The following is a 15721-nucleotide window of genomic DNA, read 5'->3' as shown; positions in this document are numbered from 1 at the left end:
AAATGAGCCGACTACTTAGCGACATCATCAAAGGAAAATGGCGGCAGCTGGCTGGTCCGGCCATGATCAACTGGGATGAGTTGACCCTTGATGAACTGATCAAATTCGAAGGGGATCAAGATAAATTGACCCACCTCGTAGAGGCACGCTACGGCATGACCCACGAAGAAGCAGAAAAACAGGTGCTGAGCTTCTTCGAGCGCAATCGCACCACCTGATACCTACACACGTCTTGAAGACGCAGTCTGCTGGAATGACCGAGCAGACGAGCAAAAGCCACCAGCCGAGCTAGCTATCCATCAAGTCATCTTGCAAGTCTCGTGTCGATTGTTCGCGCTTATCGCGCCTGAGAAGTCGACGTTCACGCTGCTCAACCTCTTGCTGGTGACTGCTCGAATCAGAGCTCCCGGGCAAGTACTGGTCAGCAGGTTTACTTGGTTGGTCAGATTTCTTGGGCTTGTGCATATCGTTCACCAATCGGAATTATCCGACGCGAAGCAGACGCGCCATCCATATGGATACTGCCACCCCATAACCACTGGATCCGTACGCTGGCACGCATACGCTGCGGTCTTCACCCGATAGACTGCAGCGCATCGACATGAGAGATACCAGCATTCATCGGTGACGCCCTTGGCTTGCCATGACTGACTGCAGAGTGGATGAAAACCAGGAAGAGATGACACAAGCAACAGCGCTGGCTTGACTGTTTGCGGGCGAGCCCAATGACTTGATGCGACATGACATTCGGTAAGCACATTATCGAACCGGAGGCCCTTGAGACGATGATCGATTCCCTGATGTTGAGCGTGGCACGTATCACCACTATTGCCGGTACGCAGGTGCTAACCAATGCTAGCGGTTTCTTCTTCGCCCGCGATGAGCGCTTGTTCCTGGTCACCAGCCGCCACGTATTGATCGATGAGCCCAGCGGTCATCACCCGGACAGCCTGGAGATAGAGGTCCACACTGATTCGAGCAATATGGCCAGTTCCACGGGCTTCTCCATCCCTCTTTACCGCAACGGCGGCAGTCTATGGCGCCAAGGCCTGGATGGAGCTGGCGAGATTGATGTGGCTGCCATCGAGATCGAACGCCCGGCACTGCCCACGGCCATCGCTTACCACGCCTTCAGACCGGAACATTTGCTGCAGCCTGAGGAACACGTCGAGATCGGCGCTCAGTTGCTGGTGGTTGGTTTTCCACTCGGTTTCCACGACAACCTTCACCATATGCCTGTGGTACGCCACGCAGTTCTGGCGTCCTCGTTCGGCCTTCGCTTTCAGGGGCTCGGCTATTTCCTCACCGATGCTCGCACTCACCGCGGCACCAGCGGCGCACCAGTGGTAATGCGGGCCAGCAATCCCAGCACCGGGCAGCAATCCCTGCCTTGGCGCCTGCTGGGTATTCACTCGTCCCGAGTCGACCTGGGTAGCCGTGATCTGTTGCTGGACGAGGCGCTGGGCCTCAACTGCACCTGGTATGCCGATATCCTCATGACGCTGACCGAGCACTGACGTCCAAACTAAGCGCGGCAACGCACCGACTGGCCAGTAGCAGCCTGTCACAGTCCTCTTCCCGGCACCTCGCACCTTTGCAGTGGCCGGTTTTACCAGAGGTCACCATGCACAAGCCCACCTATCAACAACTGGCCAAGAATTCGGGTAAAGCCGAAGGCCAAACCCAGAAACCGTCAACCGCCAGCAACACCCAGCCGTTCTACAAGGCGGATCGCGATCCGGTAATCAGCAAGGACTCCTTCGAGGGGCCCGCCGAATCGCCTCAACAACCCAAGGAAGCGGCCAACCAAGCCAAGCCGCAGGCCGCTCAGGACAAACGCAACGCGCAGAACCGGGAGCCGAAAAAGTCATGAGCCTGCCCAGTACGGATGCCCTCAAAGGCAAATGGCAGCAACAGGTCGGTGCCGCCAAGATCGCTTGGGGCAAACTGACCGAGGACGAGTTGCTGCAAACCGAAGGCCAGGAGCAGAAACTGGCTGGTCTGATCAAAGAGCGTTACGCCCTCACGCGTGAGGAGGCCGACAAACAGGTCAAGAGCTTCCTGCAGAAATGCAAAAACTGATCTGACCGCGCACTCCATCGCTCCGCCCTATGCGGAGCGTTTGGCTGCCTGGCGTTCAGCGCCAAAGCCCCCTCTCCTGCCCGCTGCAACTGCTTGCAGCGCTATCGCCTGCTTACGTGCGCAGCCGTACAGATCGGCAGCCTTGTCTACGCCATGCTGATGCCATGCATAGCGCCGCTCCCCCCAGCGCCTGCTAAACCCACCCCGTCACCAACGCTGCAAGGAGCCACCTCATGAGCCTGGGCACCATTTTGCTGATCGTGCTGATCCTGCTACTGGTCGGCGCCATTCCCACCTGGCCCCACAGCCGCAGTTGGGGCTACATGCCCAGCGGCGCTCTGGGCCTGATCGTCGTCATTCTCCTCATTCTGGTGCTGCTTGGCCGGATATGAACCTGGGCCTGCCCACGGTGCGCCAACGCACCGACTGACAGCCCACGCGCTGCCAAGCTGCATCACCGGCATCCGCCACTGCCGATGCCGGTGCAACGCCCTCCCCCCCCCATCGGCCAGGCTCCAGCTACACACACAGCGCCGCCGGTTTTCTCGCAAAGGATGATCATCATGCATAAGCAACCCCGCACCCTTCTACTGGCGTCTTCACTCGCTCTGGCCATCGCCACGGCGAGTGGTGGTGCGTTAGCGCAAAGCACGTCCCAGGACATCACCGAAGCGCGCCAGGAAAGCCAGATCTGGACCGCCTACTCCATCAGCCCCTACCTGCGCGCCAGTGACCTGAAGGTCTCGGTGGACAACGGCAAGGCGACCCTAAGCGGCAAAGTGACCGAAGAAGCCAACAAGGAACTGGCCAATGAGATTGCCCTCGGCGTCAGCGGTATAGACTCGGTGACCAACAACATCGTCGTCGATGCCAATTTCACCCCTAACAAACCCAACGGTGAACGTAGCTTCGGCGACACCATCGACGATGCCAGTACCACGGCGGCAATCAAATCCAAGTTGCTGTGGAGCCGACATGCCGAAGGTATGGATACCAAGGTGGTAACCCGCGATGGCAAGGTCACCCTCAGTGGTACCGTGGGCAGCAGCGCAGCCCGCGAACATGCAGCCAGCCTGGCAATGAGCACCAACGGTGTGACTGCCGTCGACAATCAGCTCAAGGTCAAGGCGGCCAAACCGGGCATGGTTGAAAGCGGCAAGCAGGCAGCCAGCGAAGCCGGCGACGACATCGCCGATAGCTGGATCACCACCAAGGTGAAATCCACTCTGCTCTATTCGCGCAATGTCGGCGGCACGGGGATCGACGTCAGCACCGATAACGGTATCGTCACCCTTAGCGGCAAGGTTCACGATGGTGCCGAGCGAGCCCTAGCGGTGAAACTCACGGAAAATGTACGCGGGGTGAAAAGCGTGCAATCGAAGTCGCTGACCTTCTGAGCCAATGACGATAGGTCGGTTCAGCCCAGGCAGGCTGACCAGACTTCGCCACTGCAAACTACGCCACACTAGACACCATGCCCCACGCAGACCGAGCGACTGTCCTGCTTGACACGAGACAGTCGCCAGCAGGCGCTTGAATGGCTCGGCAGGCGCCCTATGAGCCCTTCAGCTTAACCAGCCGTCACGCCCACTCTTGGCCATATCCACATCCTTGCAGACACCACTGGACGCCATCAGCACTTCACGGACCATACGGGTTTGCTCGGCACTGCAGGTATTGGCCAACAGCACGCTGCCACCAGCTGCAATCTCCTCAGGAGTCAGATTGGTACGCCACGGGACAACCGCAGCGAGCCCGCCCAGGGCACCTATGAAGGCCCCCAAAAATGCGCCCCAGCCCATTAGCATGATCGGCGTAAGCTGTGGGCTGGCAGTCAGCACGCCCATGTCCGAGATGACCAAAGCGGCTTGGAGCAGCGCGCCCAATACCCCACCGACCAAAGCGCCGATGGCGCCATAGGTCAGCATCCCATTGCGCACCGAGCGGCTTTTGAGCCGAGCCGCCAGGCTCAGCGGCGTGTGCTCACTAGCATCCAGTATCTGCAACTGCTCGCGTGATAAGCCGCGCTTGAGCAGTTTAGAGAGTGCGCGCTCTGCTGCTGCACGCTGGGCAAAACTGGCGGATACATTATGACGATAGGTGTCCATCGCTCTACTCCCGATTGGCTCCACGCACAAAGCGCGTACGTCTTCAGGCTAAGGGGACGGTAACGCGGCGTCTGTGCGTTCGCGTACCCCCACAGCTCTGTGCCGCCGCCCCTGGGTGCGCTAACGCACGGTCGCCACGCCGCGCATGGCGCAATCTGTGCCGCAGCCCCCCTTTATGCGCGGCACCGTACCGACGGGTATCTGTACGCCAGGCACGCTGCTGCATCAGGAGCAGGTACTCCCGTCGGCTCCGTTCCCCAGCAGAGGTGCACGATGCAGAACCCCACGCAACCCGACCCCACCTATCAACCGTCCCGGATAACCGAGCGTCGGCGCCCGCCAGAACCTGGCTCAATCCCTGAACCCGGCTTTCAACCCAAGCACCAGGGCGATGCGGACAAGAGCACAGCCCCGCAGCAGTAGCCGACGTCGTTGGAGCTGGAGCCTGGCGGCCGCCCTACGCTGAACGCCAGAAAACGCTAAACCGCCACCTAATTATCACTGTGCAGGCAGATGCCAAGGCTCCGCCTGCAACCAGGACAGTCAGATGAACGAGATCAAGAATATCGCCCATGGCAGACCGCTATTGGGCCTTGCCGAAACCATCCTGCTGCTCGGGGCCTATGCCGCCTACCCAGGACCTGCAAACCGCACAATTTGCCACCCAGAGTGACGAACCGGCCGTGTCGGCGAGCAGGCTGCTCACGAAGTGGCCGTGGCCCGTTCGTAAATAGCTAAAGCGAGCATCGTCAATCAGGAAATGCGCGACAGCACCGAGAGCCTGAAGCCGCCCGCAACGAGCCAACCGGCAATCAGAAAGAGGACACGTCATGACCTATCGAATTCTCCTGGTCACGGCGGATGCCGCAGCCGGCAGTGATTTCCAGACCGTAATGAACCAATCCGGCGACGGCTGTTTCGTCGTTGAATGTCTGGATCGGTTGGACGACGCGGTAGCGCGGGCACAGGCCGGCGGTCTGGATATCGTCCTGTTCGAGCAGAGTCTGCACTCCAGTAACGCCCTGACCACGCTTGAGCAGTTGTCACGTATCGCCACCGCCGTACCGCTGATGCTCTATCGAGCCCTGGGCGATAGTCGTGACTCGCCGACCACGCAGTCGCCCTGCGCACCTATCCCGTCAAACCAACTGGCCCATGAGCACGCACACGCCCAGGCCATTCTCGACTCGATCAGTGCCGCGGTGATCACAACCGACCTACTAGGCCATATTGATTACCTCAACCGCGCCGCCCAGCGCATCAGCGGCTGGACGCTGGAGCAAGCGCGCGGCCACTCCATCGGCGAAGTGATGCCGCCGCCCGATGGCCACTCCAGCCGCTGCACTGCCAAAGTACCGCAGACCCTGCGGGAGAATCGTCCAAAGTCCCCCATCAAGGGCAGGCGTGCGCCGCGAACGTTCGAGGACTCGTCGGCACCTATTCACAATGGCGATGGGCAGATCAGCGGAGCGGTGGTTGTCTTTCACGACGTCAGTGCGGCGCAGGCGATGGCCGACAGAATGACGCATCTGGCCCAGCACGACATACTTACCCACCTGCCCAATCGTCTGTTGCTCGATGATCGAATCGCCCAGGCGATCCACCTGGCGAAGCGGCATGCCGGGTCGCTAGCGCTGATGTTTCTCGACCTCGATAACTTCAAGCAGATCAACGACTCGCTTGGCCACGCTGTCGGCGATCAGCTGTTGCAATCCATATCCCGGCGCCTGCTGGCCTGCGTACGCGGCTCGGACACCGTCAGCCGGACCGGCGGCGATGAATTCATCGTGTTGCTGAGCGAAATCCAGGACGAACGGGATGCCGCCGTCAGCGCACGGAAAATTCTCGACGCCCTGGGGGCACAACACTGCATCGAACATCTGGAGGTACAGATTACGTGCAGCATCGGTATAAGCCTGTTTCCAGGCGACGGCAGCAGCGCAGGGGCGTTGCTGCGCCATGCCGACAGCGCCATGTATCAAGCCAAACAGGCTGGGCGCAACCGTTACCGATTCTTTCAGGACCACGTAGAGGTGCATGCAGACGGGAGTCCGTAAGGCTGCGCGTGACTCAGGCCAGACGGCGCAGCGGCAGGCTGAACTGCCGGCTGTAGTCGTCAAGCATCTCGACATAGCACTCGCAGGCCGCCGCCTCCAGCCGCGGCCGGTCGAGAATACTGATTTCGCCGCGGCTGTAGTGGATCAACCCACGCAACTGCAGGGCGCCAGCGGCAATGGTCACCCCGCTGCGGCGCACCCCGAGCATGTTCGCCAAGTATTGATGAGTCAGATGGAAATGGTCGGCATGAGCTCGGTCGTGTGTCATCAGCAGCCAGCGTGCCAGACGTGGCTCCAGTGCATGGAAGTGACCGCAGGCCGCATTCTTCGAGAGCTGTACCAACAACACGTAAAGATAGCGCTTGAGTCGACGCTGCAGCCGCAGGCTAGCCAGCAACTCCCCTTGCAGCGCTTCGATGGTGATACGCAAGGCACTGCCTGCGCCCTGCACCACCGCCCGGCTGGGCGCCGTCTCTACCCCTAGTACAAGGGTGGCACCGAGCATGCCTTCGTGGCCGATCAACCCCAACTCCAGCGGCTGATGGCCGCTCAGGGTGATCACCTGCGAGACAAAGGCTGTAAGCGGAAAGTACAGATAGCGCATCGGCTGGTTGGCCTCGCACAGGAGACTGCCGAACTGCAACTCCACTGCCTCACAGTGCTGAAGCACGGCATTACGTTCTCGGGCCGGCAAACCGGCGAGAAGCAGATTCTGGATGAACCCTGACATGGGCGAGTCTCTGCGGCACGGACGAATCGGAGGTGGCGGAGCAGGTGCCTGACAATCCCGCTTCGCCAGTCTGGGGCAAGCCGCTACCGGCGCTCTGTTCGCTATGGCACGCAACGCCTCTGTGGCACGTATGGCAGCAGCCGGTCGGTCTCCTTCTTCACCACCGCGTAGCACTCGCAGCTGAGCTGTTCCAGCTTGTGCCGATCGAGCACGGTGATATGTCCACGGCTGTACTCGATCACGCCCTGGCGCTGCAACTTGCCGGCCGCCTCGGTCACGCCTTCGCGGCGCACACCAAGCATATTGGCGATCAGTTCCTGGGTCATGGTCAGCTGGTTGCTCGGCAACCGGTCGAGAGACAACAGCAGCCAGCGACACAACTGCTGATCGATGGAGTGGTGACGGTTGCACACTGCAGTCTGCGCCATCTGGGTAATCAGCGCCTGGGTATAACGCAGCATCAGCACCAGCAGTTCACCGTGGCGATCGAATTCTGCTTTGATTAGTGGCCCCTTGAGCCGGAAGGCATACCCGCCGCTCTGTACTACCGCCCGGCTCGGCGTGCTCTCGCCGCCCATGAACAGGGCGATGCCGACCAGTCCCTCGTTGCCGACAACGGAAATTTCCGCCGACGCACCACTCTCCATCACATAAATCAGCGAGATGATCGAATTGGTGGGGAAATAGACATGCCGCATGGTATCGCCCGACTCGTAAAGCACCTTGCCAAGCGGCAAGGGGACCAGCTCAAGGTGCGCGAACAAGCGCTGACGCACCTCTGCTGACAAAGCCGCCAGCAGATGGTTCTGCTGCGACTGATGCAACTCATGCATGATCAGCCTCTCTCGGTGCAAAGCGCAGCGCAAGGCTCCAGCATACGCCCAATGGCTGGGCACTCTGTACGCTACCGCACAGAGTCCGGTCGATGGCCACTCACGGAAGTGAGAATTCAAGTCAACAGAGGTAGCTGGTATGCCCCTCTGCCCGCCTCCACCATCAATAGCGAAATTGACGGGACCCAACACTCGATCCAAAACTACGCCGCAACGGGTTGCCATCCTGAAACCCTGTAGTGGTCTACTAAACCCGGACACCCATTTAGGGCGAGAATACTCGCGATAGAGGGGTGTCTGATGACCAAGCAACGTCGTTCCTTTACGCCTGAGTTCAAACGAGAGGCTGCCAGCCTGGTGCTCGACCAGGGCTATAGCCATATCGAAGCAGCACGTTCGCTGGGGCTGGTTTGGTCGACACTGCACCGATGGGTAAACCAGCTTCAAGAGGAGTGCCTGAGTGTTACCCCGAAGAGCAAAACATTGACTCCCGAACAGCAGAAAATCCAGGAGCTGGAAGCCAGGATCGACCGACTGGAACGGGAGAAAGCAATCCTACAAAAGGCTACCGCTCTCTTGATGTGACGAGTTCAATCGTACGCGCTGATTCCAAAGCAGGGGTTCTTGCCCCCTCAAAATCAAGAAAAATAGACGGTTTCCACCCGGCCGCTGCTCTGGGTGGAGCCTCCGCGATTTTTCCTGATTTTTTCACGACCGCCTTAGTCGCCCTAGTCGGCAGGGGTTCATGCGCAGCGCAAGCGCAGACCCCTGAAGACGAAGGAGCGAAAGCCATGAGCGAACACATCAGGATCTACGTTGCCGACCTGGCCGCCTACAACGCCGGTCATCTGCATGGCGTCTGGATCGACGCCACCCTGGAGCTGGACGACATCCAGAAACAGGTCGACGCCATGCTGGCGAGCTCGCCGGTCGAGGGTGCGGAAGAATACGCCATCCATGACTTCGAGGGCTTAGACGGCTACCGCCTCGGTGAGTACCAAAGCCTCGAGAGCGCCCATGAGATTGCGTGTTTTATCGAGGAATACCCCGAGTTCGGCGGCGCGCTGCTCGCTCACTTCAACGACCTGGAGCAGGCGCGCAAGGCGGCTGAGGAAGATTATTGCGGCTGCTACAGCTCGCTGGCCGACTACGCCCAGGAGCTGACCGAGGAAACCACCAGCATTCCGCCGCACCTGGCTATGTACATTGACTACGGTGCCATGGCCCGCGACATGGAATACAGCGGCGACGTGTTTACTTTGGAGACCGGCTTCGAGCAGGTGCATGTGTTCTGGAATCGCTAACCCAGCGGAAGGCACCGGGAAGACCCGGTGCCTTGTTTTTTTGCGCCCCTGTCCTGCCGGCCACCCGCGCGCCCCACCCGGACGGCTGATGCACAGGCGTCTGCACCCAGCGATCAGCCTGGAGCAACCTCGTTGGGTCGTCCGCTGATTGAGACCGTTACGGTCTTACGGTTTTGCCCAAATCCGTCGATCCGTATCCACGGATTTACGGGTTTGTGGAGAAGCGGATTTACGTTTTTACGGATTTACGGAAATCCGCCGATGCGGTTTTCCGGTTTTGTGGAAAGCCGTAGGCCCGTAAATCCGTAGGATGCGCGCGCGGAGCTTGGCGTGCTTGGGCGCCATGGCCAGTGACCCGCGTAGATGGGCGTATACGGTCAGCGTCCAGACCATCCCGGTATCAATCCTCGCCCCTCCTGCCTGCGCATTCGCCCAGACCCAACCCGGCATGATCGAGCGCGACGGCTGTCGCACGGTGCACCTCCCACGTCAACGGAGGACACACCATGTCGCACTCAACCAATCTTTCCCGCCAGCCGCGCCGCATCGATCTCGATGCCCCGCTGCACCGCAAGGCCGGGCCAACGACGCATGCCATGCGGCCCGTGGAGGGCACTGGCGAGGCGCAAACACCACAGGCCTGCCCTACCCCTCGCTACCTCACCAACAACGAAGCTGCGGCTTTCCTGCGGCTATCGCCGCGCACGCTGGAGAAGCAGCGGGTAATCGGCGGCGGGCCGCGCTTTCACAAGTTCGGTCGGCGGGTGATGTATGCACTCACCGATCTCGAAACCTGGGCCAGTGAGCGCAGTTTCGAGACCACCTTCGATCCCGAGTACATCGACCGCCACCCGGGAGCAAACCGTGATGATCAGTGAAACCTTCGCTTATGAATCGTCGGCCTCACGATCTGCCTTCGCAGAACGAACAACTGGATCTGTTCCGCGCCCTACCCGGCGACATGGCGCCACGCGACGCCCAGGACCTGATGGCGCATCCGTTCTTCTCGCTGGCCAAGTCGCGGCGCACCGTACCCATCGACTTTCGCTCGGGCGAGGTGACGGTGCGTGTGGAGGGCACGCTGGAGCATGGCATCGCCACGATCTGGGACGCCGACATCCTGATCTGGGCGGCCAGCCAGCTTGTCGAGGCGCGCGATGCGGGCATCCCCACTTCGCGGCTGATACGTGCAACGCCCTACCAGATCCTGCGCTTCATCGGCCGCGGCACCTCGCTGCGCGACTACCAGCGCCTGAAGGCGGCGATGGATCGGCTGCAGTCGACCAGCGTGGCCACCTCGATCCGAGAGACCACTGGCCGACGCTTGCACCGTTTCTCCTGGATCAACGAGTGGAAGGAGCTGGCCGCGGCGGATGGCCGGCCACTGGGTATCGAGCTGATCCTGCCAGACTGGCTCTACAGCGGCGTACTGGATCAGGCGCTGGTGCTGACCATCGACCCGGCCTACTTCCGCCTCACCGGCGGCATCGAGCGCTGGCTGTACCGCCTAGTGCGAAAGCACGGCGGCAAGCAGGAGGACGGCTGGCAGTTCGACTTTCGCCACCTGTACCGCAAATCCGGCAGCTCTGCGCGCTATTCGGACTTTGCTTTGGATGTGCGTGCGCTGGTCGCCCGGCAGCCACTTCCAGGGTATCGCCTGGAGGTCGTTCATCTGCCCCCATCGACCGAGTTGCTCGCCTTCCGGCGCGTGCCGTAAACGGCACGGGGATAACTTGCGGAAAAGCTGTGAATGCAGTCGTGCTATCAGGCGCAACTGGGCTCGTGCTATCAGGCGCATCCCCATCGTGCTATCAGGCGCACGAACTCCGCTACAGGCCAAGACTGGCGCGGCTTTCAGCTCTCCTTAACTTAACTAACTTAAAAGCTCTAACTTGTTATTGGGGTAGCGTCTGTGTGTGGACAGGTGCTGATCGGGGCAGTCTGACCGGGGAGATCCGGCCATGATCGTCGCCCTGCTCAACCAGAAAGGCGGGGTGGGCAAGACCACCCTGGCCACCCATATCGCCGGCGAACTGGCCCTGCGCGGGCAGAACGTCATCCTGCTCGATGCCGATCCACAGGGCTCGGCACTGGACTGGACACAACGGCGCAGCCAGCAGGGCTTGCCTAGGCTGTTCAGCGCCGTGGGTCTGGCGCGCGAGACGCTGCACCAGGAAGCCCCAGAGCTCGCTCGTCGCGCCGATCACATCATAATCGACGGACCACCGCGCATCGCCGCGCTCGCCCGCTCGGCGTTGCTGGCGGCAGATCGCGTATTGATCCCGGTACAGCCCAGCCCCTACGACCTGTGGGCCAGCGCGGAGATGGTCAACCTGATCCGCGAGGCGCAGGTGTTCAGGCCGACGCTGCGCGCGGCGTTTGCCATCAACCGCCGCGTCAGCACCACGGTGATCGGTCGCGAAGCCCGCGGCGCCTTGGCCGACCAACCGCTGCCGGCGCTGCTGGCCGAAGTACGCCAGCGCATCGTCTTCGCCGAGAGCGTGGCAGCCGGTCGCCTGGCGCGTGAACTGGCGCCGGACAGCGCCGCCGCGTGCGAGGTCAGCAGCCTGGTCGATGAGCTGCTGAGGTGGTCGCCATGAGCGGCAAGCGCATCGGTATCGGTGCACGCCCGCTTGCCGATCCGCAGGCCGAAGCCTGGATACGCCAGGGCGCTGGAGTCGACAACAGCAAAGTCGAACGCTACAGCGCCCGGCTGACGCTGGACGTGACGCCGGCGCTGCGCACACGGATCAAGCTGGCAGCCTTCGACCGCGGCGTGACCATGGCGGAAATGCTGCGCGAAGTGCTGGAGCGGCAGTTTCCGGAGGCTACGTCATGACGTTAGGTGCTCGCGGCGTGCGGTGGCCACTGGCGCTGCTCGCCGGCAGCCTGGCAGCACTGGGTTGGGCAGCGCTCACAACGTCGCCGCCGCGGCTAGTCTACAACGCGTCCGACAGCGTGCCCGTCGGCTGGTACCGCATCTCGCCGGCCAACTCGTTGGTGTCTGGCGATCTGGTGCTGGTTCGCCTGCCGCCGGAGGCGAGGTCGGTGGCGGCTCAGCGCGGCTACCTGCCGGCGAACGTTCCGTTGCTGAAGAGCGTGGCGGCGGTGGCGCCGCAACGGGTGTGCGTGCACGGCAGCCAGGTGCGCATCGATGGCGTCCTTGTGGCCAGACGCTTGTGGTGGGATCGGCAGGGTCGCGCGCTACCGGACTGGCAGTCCTGTCGGCGCCTGGTTGGCGATGAGCTGTTCCTGCTCAGCAGCAGCAACCCGGCGTCGTTCGACAGCCGCTACTTCGGCCCGGTGTCTGCCGACGCGGTGATTGGTCGGGCGCAGCCCTTGTGGCTGGAGTCGCTTCGATGAACAGGTCTCCTGCGCGTCGATCCGCATGCCGAATGTATGCGCTCGGTGTGCGCACTCGCGCGCCGCCTGGCTGCAGGTACTGCTGTCCCTCACATACCAGCCAGGTGCTCTGGAAGTCACCGCCCCGCCTCTACTGATTACCTAACTCAGCAGCGCAAAGGCACGGAAAAAGCGGAGGGCAAGATAAAAGGGGGCGGCACTTCGTTGGCCCATAAAGCAGTCTGCACGGGGGTTGACGGCGACACAGAGCCTACGTCGCCAGGTGCCGAAATCGTGTTCGCCCCACAGCGACACAGGCTTAAAAGCGTGCCTGACACGCCGTACTGCGATCAACTTGGAGGAGCCCAAACATGAGCAAGGGAAGTCGTCAGGATGATGAATTGCGCTTTCGCCCGCAGCCGGGCAAGCCGCAGCAACGCGGCCAACCCTTCGTCAACCAGGTGCTGCGTCAGGCCAACAAGGCCGGCACCGGCAAGCCGCGCAAATCGAGCCACCAGCCCGGCGCTCGGCTCGGCCGCGGGCATGTCGCCGCTCGCTTCAGCGCGCAGCAACTGCCCTACAACACCCGGCGCATCACCATCAAGACGCGTCTGGTGAACCTGCGCCAGGCCGGCAAGCGCTCGACGCTCAGCCACCTGCGCTACATCGAGCGCGACGGCGTCAGTCACGAGGGCGATCCGGGCCTGGCCTACGGGCCATTGACCGACCAGGCCGACCTCAATGCGTTCGAGAAACGTGGCCGGGACGACCGCCACCAGTTTCGCTTCATCGTCTCGCCCGAGGATGCCGAGCAACTCGACGACCTGCGCACCTACACCCGCCACCTGATGAGCCGGATGGAGGCCGACCTCGGCACCAGTCTAGACTGGGTGGCGGTCGACCACTGGAACACCGACAACCCGCACATCCACATCGTCCTGCGCGGCAAGGACGACACTGGCAAGGACCTGGTGATAGCCCGCGACTACATCGCCGAGGGCATGCGCAACCGCGCCTCGGAGCTGGTCACCGAATGGCTCGGCCCGCGCACCGAACTGGAGATCCAGCAGAGCCTGCAGCGCGAGGTGCAGCAGGAGCGTTTCACCAGCCTGGATCGCACCCTGCTGCGCGAACGCCAGGCCGGCGTGCTCAGCCTGAAATCGCTCGCCAACCATCCGTGCCGGCAGTTGCTGATCGGCCGACTGCAGCAATTGCAGAAGCTTGAACTCGCACATGAAGGTCGGCCCGGACAATGGATCCTGCGTGAAGACATCGAGGCCACTCTGCGTGCCATGGGTGAGCGCGGCGATATCGTGCGCACGATGCAGCGAGTCATGGGTAGCGTGCAGCGCGAGCTGGCGGTCTTCGAGCCGGGCAAGGATGGCTCTGTTGTGGTCGGTCGGATCGTGGCCAAGGGGCTGGCCGACGAGCTACACGACCGCGGCTACCTGGTGGTCGACGGTCTCGACGGCAAGGCTCACTACCTGGCCTTGCCTGCCCGCGCGGAACTGGCCGACTACCCAATCGGCGGCGTGGTGGAAACACGCAGTCTGAGCGAGCCGCGCGTGGCGGATCGCTCGATTATGGCATTGGCTGCGGACGGCCTGTATCGCACTGATCACCACCTGGCCCTGGCACGATCACAGTCAGTCGAAGGACAGGATCCCGAGGCACTGGTTGAGCGCCATGTTCGGCGTCTGGAAGCCTTGCGCCGGGCCGGTATCGTCGAGCGTCTGGCCGAGGGCGTCTGGCGGGTGCCGGCCGATCTGCCCGAGCAAGGCCGACAGCATGATGCTCAGCGCCTGGGCGACGTTGCTGTCGAGGTACGCACGCCGCTGCCCCTTGAGCAGCAGGTGCGCGCCTTCGGCGCGACCTGGCTGGATCAGCAGTTGATCGGTGGCAACCGCGAGCTGGTCGACACGGGCTTCGGCAAGGAAGTGCGCGAAGCGTTGCGGCAGCGCGCGGACTTTCTGGTGGAACAGGGCCTCGCCGAACGCCAGGGCCAACGCGTAGTGCTTGCACGCAACCTGCTGGCCACCTTGCGCGGGCGGGAGCTGACGGCAACGGCACGTGAGATCTCGGCGCAGACGGGCATGCAGTACCGCCCGGCGGTCGAGGGCCAACGCGTCAGCGGGATCTACCGGCGCAGCATGCAACTGGCCAGCGGCCGTTATGCCCTGCTCGATGATGGCATCGGCTTCAGCCTGGTGCCGTGGAAGCCGGTGATCGAGCAGAAGCTCGGGCAGAGCGTGTCGGCAGTGATTCAGGGCAACAGCGTCTCCTGGCAACTGGGTCGCCAGCGCGGGCCGTCGATTGGTTGAGAAATCGGCGCGGGGCTTATACCAGCGCCGGCTCCTGCTGCAGCCACTGCTCGAAGTCGCGGCTCTGCGGCATACCTTCCTTGGCTGCGTAGTAGACCAGCCGCAGGTGGCGATCCTCGTCGATGGTCAGCGTGGTGTGTTCGAACACCACCTGGCCGACCGAATCGATCTTCAGGTGACGGATCCCCTGGCACGGGCCGTGGATGTCCTGCTGTCGCCACCATTCCCTGAAGTCCGGCGAGGCCTTCTCCAGATCCTTCACCAGTGCAGCGATATCCGGATCCTGAGTCGCCCTCACGAAGTCACGACGGAAGCTGGAGAGTATCTGCAGCGCCTGCTCATCCCAAGGGTTGAACAGCTCGCGCATGGCCGGGCTGGTGAACAGTATCCACAACAGGTTGCGGCGATCTGCCGGCAGCGCAGAAAAACCGAACACCCGATCTGCCGCAGCGTTCCAGGCCAGCACATCCCAACGCAGATTGAGCACGTAGGCCGGACGTGACGGCAGATCCCCCATCAGGCGATGAATCAGCGCTGGCACCGTGCACCAGGTTTTGCCCGGCTCCGGCGGCAGGCGTTGGTGGGCGAGCAGGAACAGGTGGCGACGCTCGGTGGCATCCAGCTTGAGCGTGCGCGAGAGGTTGTCGAGGAAAGTCGCGGACACGCTGATGTCCCGCCCCTGCTCCAGCCATGTGTACCAGGACAAACCCACACCGGCCAGGGCTGCGACCTCCTCGCGGCGAAGCCCAGGCGTGCGTCTTCGACCACCTGAAGGCAGCCCCACCTCCGCAGGCGAAATGCGTTCGCGGCGACTACGCAGGAATTCGGCCAGCTCTACCCGAGTGCGTTCAGCTGTGCGAGGCGCGCTCATCCGGTTACCTCCAGTACTAGGATAAACAGTCAAATTGTAACCCCTATAAATCCCGAGAAGAATAGCCCGACCT

Annotated in this window: 19 protein-coding genes and 1 pseudogene; 16 read left to right on the top strand and 4 right to left on the bottom strand. The window is 62.1% G+C overall.

Translation table 11 applies throughout. The annotated features are described in order from the left end of the window. Positions 1-2: 2 nt before the first annotated feature. From ACN8M7_RS20640 to ACN8M7_RS20615, 6 genes are all read left to right on the top strand, one after another. The gene (locus ACN8M7_RS20640) at positions 3-218 is read left to right on the top strand and encodes a CsbD family protein (RefSeq protein WP_490262001.1); all 216 of its coding nucleotides are present in this window, start codon (positions 3-5) and stop codon (positions 216-218) included. Between the two features lie 567 nt (positions 219-785). Further along, positions 786-1517 carry a trypsin-like peptidase domain-containing protein gene (locus tag ACN8M7_RS20635; RefSeq protein ID WP_179527561.1) on the top strand — a complete coding sequence of 244 codons (732 nt, stop codon included), beginning with the start codon at positions 786-788 and terminating at the stop codon, positions 1515-1517. Between the two features lie 107 nt (positions 1518-1624). Beyond that, on the top strand, positions 1625-1873 hold the full coding sequence (locus tag ACN8M7_RS20630; protein ID WP_490262000.1) for a hypothetical protein: 249 nt from the start codon (positions 1625-1627) through the stop codon (positions 1871-1873). Continuing rightward, entirely contained in the window at positions 1870-2082 is a 213-nt protein-coding gene (locus ACN8M7_RS20625) for a CsbD family protein (protein WP_490261999.1), read from the top strand. Before ACN8M7_RS20630 ends, ACN8M7_RS20625 begins: the two co-directional genes overlap by 4 nt. Positions 2083-2315: 233 nt before the next feature. Then, complete coding sequence (locus tag ACN8M7_RS20620) at positions 2316-2474, top strand: DUF3309 family protein (RefSeq protein WP_017676990.1); 159 nt, start codon at positions 2316-2318, stop codon at positions 2472-2474. Positions 2475-2645: 171 nt separating this feature from the next. After that, positions 2646-3479, top strand: a complete 834-nt coding sequence (locus tag ACN8M7_RS20615; protein ID WP_179527558.1) for a BON domain-containing protein — start codon at positions 2646-2648, stop codon at positions 3477-3479. Between the two features lie 168 nt (positions 3480-3647). Here the strand turns inward: ACN8M7_RS20615 and ACN8M7_RS20610 are convergent, their stop codons facing one another. Then, positions 3648-4190, bottom strand: coding sequence for a hypothetical protein (locus tag ACN8M7_RS20610; RefSeq protein ID WP_490261998.1), 543 nt, complete (start codon positions 4188-4190; stop codon positions 3648-3650). Between the two features lie 547 nt (positions 4191-4737). On the opposite strand from ACN8M7_RS20610, the gene ACN8M7_RS20605 reads away from it, so the two are divergent. Further along, positions 4738-4863 carry a hypothetical protein gene (locus tag ACN8M7_RS20605; protein ID WP_490261997.1) on the top strand — a complete coding sequence of 42 codons (126 nt, stop codon included), beginning with the start codon at positions 4738-4740 and terminating at the stop codon, positions 4861-4863. Positions 4864-5020: 157 nt separating this feature from the next. Then, entirely contained in the window at positions 5021-6247 is a 1227-nt protein-coding gene (locus ACN8M7_RS20600) for a diguanylate cyclase domain-containing protein (protein WP_490261996.1), read from the top strand. A gap of 13 nt (positions 6248-6260) precedes the next feature. On the opposite strand, the gene ACN8M7_RS20595 is transcribed toward ACN8M7_RS20600, so the two are convergent. Continuing rightward, complete coding sequence (locus ACN8M7_RS20595) at positions 6261-6977, bottom strand: Crp/Fnr family transcriptional regulator (protein ID WP_490261995.1); 717 nt, start codon at positions 6975-6977, stop codon at positions 6261-6263. 101 nt (positions 6978-7078) lie between these two features. Continuing rightward, positions 7079-7810, bottom strand: a complete 732-nt coding sequence (locus tag ACN8M7_RS20590) for a Crp/Fnr family transcriptional regulator (protein WP_490261994.1) — start codon at positions 7808-7810, stop codon at positions 7079-7081. Between the two features lie 300 nt (positions 7811-8110). Here ACN8M7_RS20590 and ACN8M7_RS20585 point away from each other — a divergent pair. The 8 genes and pseudogenes from ACN8M7_RS20585 to ACN8M7_RS20550 form a co-directional block, all read left to right on the top strand. After that, positions 8111-8425: pseudogene (locus tag ACN8M7_RS20585) on the top strand (transposase); the annotation flags it as partial. 176 nt (positions 8426-8601) lie between these two features. Continuing rightward, positions 8602-9114 (top strand): antirestriction protein ArdA, encoded by a 513-nt coding sequence (locus ACN8M7_RS20580; protein ID WP_490261993.1) that lies wholly within the window; start codon positions 8602-8604, stop codon positions 9112-9114. Between the two features lie 506 nt (positions 9115-9620). Beyond that, entirely contained in the window at positions 9621-9992 is a 372-nt protein-coding gene (locus tag ACN8M7_RS20575) for a helix-turn-helix transcriptional regulator (protein ID WP_490261992.1), read from the top strand. A gap of 11 nt (positions 9993-10003) precedes the next feature. After that, positions 10004-10831, top strand: a complete 828-nt coding sequence (locus ACN8M7_RS20570) for a replication initiator protein A (protein WP_490261991.1) — start codon at positions 10004-10006, stop codon at positions 10829-10831. 244 nt (positions 10832-11075) lie between these two features. Further along, positions 11076-11714 (top strand): ParA family partition ATPase, encoded by a 639-nt coding sequence (gene parA, locus ACN8M7_RS20565; protein WP_490261990.1) that lies wholly within the window; start codon positions 11076-11078, stop codon positions 11712-11714. Then, positions 11711-11953 carry a hypothetical protein gene (locus tag ACN8M7_RS20560; protein WP_490261989.1) on the top strand — a complete coding sequence of 81 codons (243 nt, stop codon included), beginning with the start codon at positions 11711-11713 and terminating at the stop codon, positions 11951-11953. Before parA ends, ACN8M7_RS20560 begins: the two co-directional genes overlap by 4 nt. Continuing rightward, complete coding sequence (locus tag ACN8M7_RS20555; protein WP_490261988.1) at positions 11950-12477, top strand: S26 family signal peptidase; 528 nt, start codon at positions 11950-11952, stop codon at positions 12475-12477. The genes ACN8M7_RS20560 and ACN8M7_RS20555 overlap by 4 nt, the downstream gene beginning before the upstream one ends. A gap of 350 nt (positions 12478-12827) precedes the next feature. Next, positions 12828-14777, top strand: coding sequence for a DUF3363 domain-containing protein (locus ACN8M7_RS20550; RefSeq protein WP_490261987.1), 1950 nt, complete (start codon positions 12828-12830; stop codon positions 14775-14777). A 16-nt stretch (positions 14778-14793) separates the two neighbouring features. Here ACN8M7_RS20550 and ACN8M7_RS20545 read toward each other — a convergent pair whose 3' ends face one another. Then, a complete protein-coding gene (locus tag ACN8M7_RS20545; protein ID WP_490261986.1) occupies positions 14794-15648 on the bottom strand; it encodes a helix-turn-helix transcriptional regulator in 855 nt (284 codons plus the stop codon). Positions 15649-15721: the final 73 nt, after the last annotated feature.

It is taken from the genome of Pseudomonas spartinae (assembly GCF_965197125.1).
GTDB lineage: Bacteria > Pseudomonadota > Gammaproteobacteria > Pseudomonadales > Pseudomonadaceae > Aquipseudomonas > Aquipseudomonas composti_A.
The sequence above is the reverse complement of the archived record's forward strand: the minus strand, read 5'-3'. Positions and strand labels throughout refer to the sequence as shown.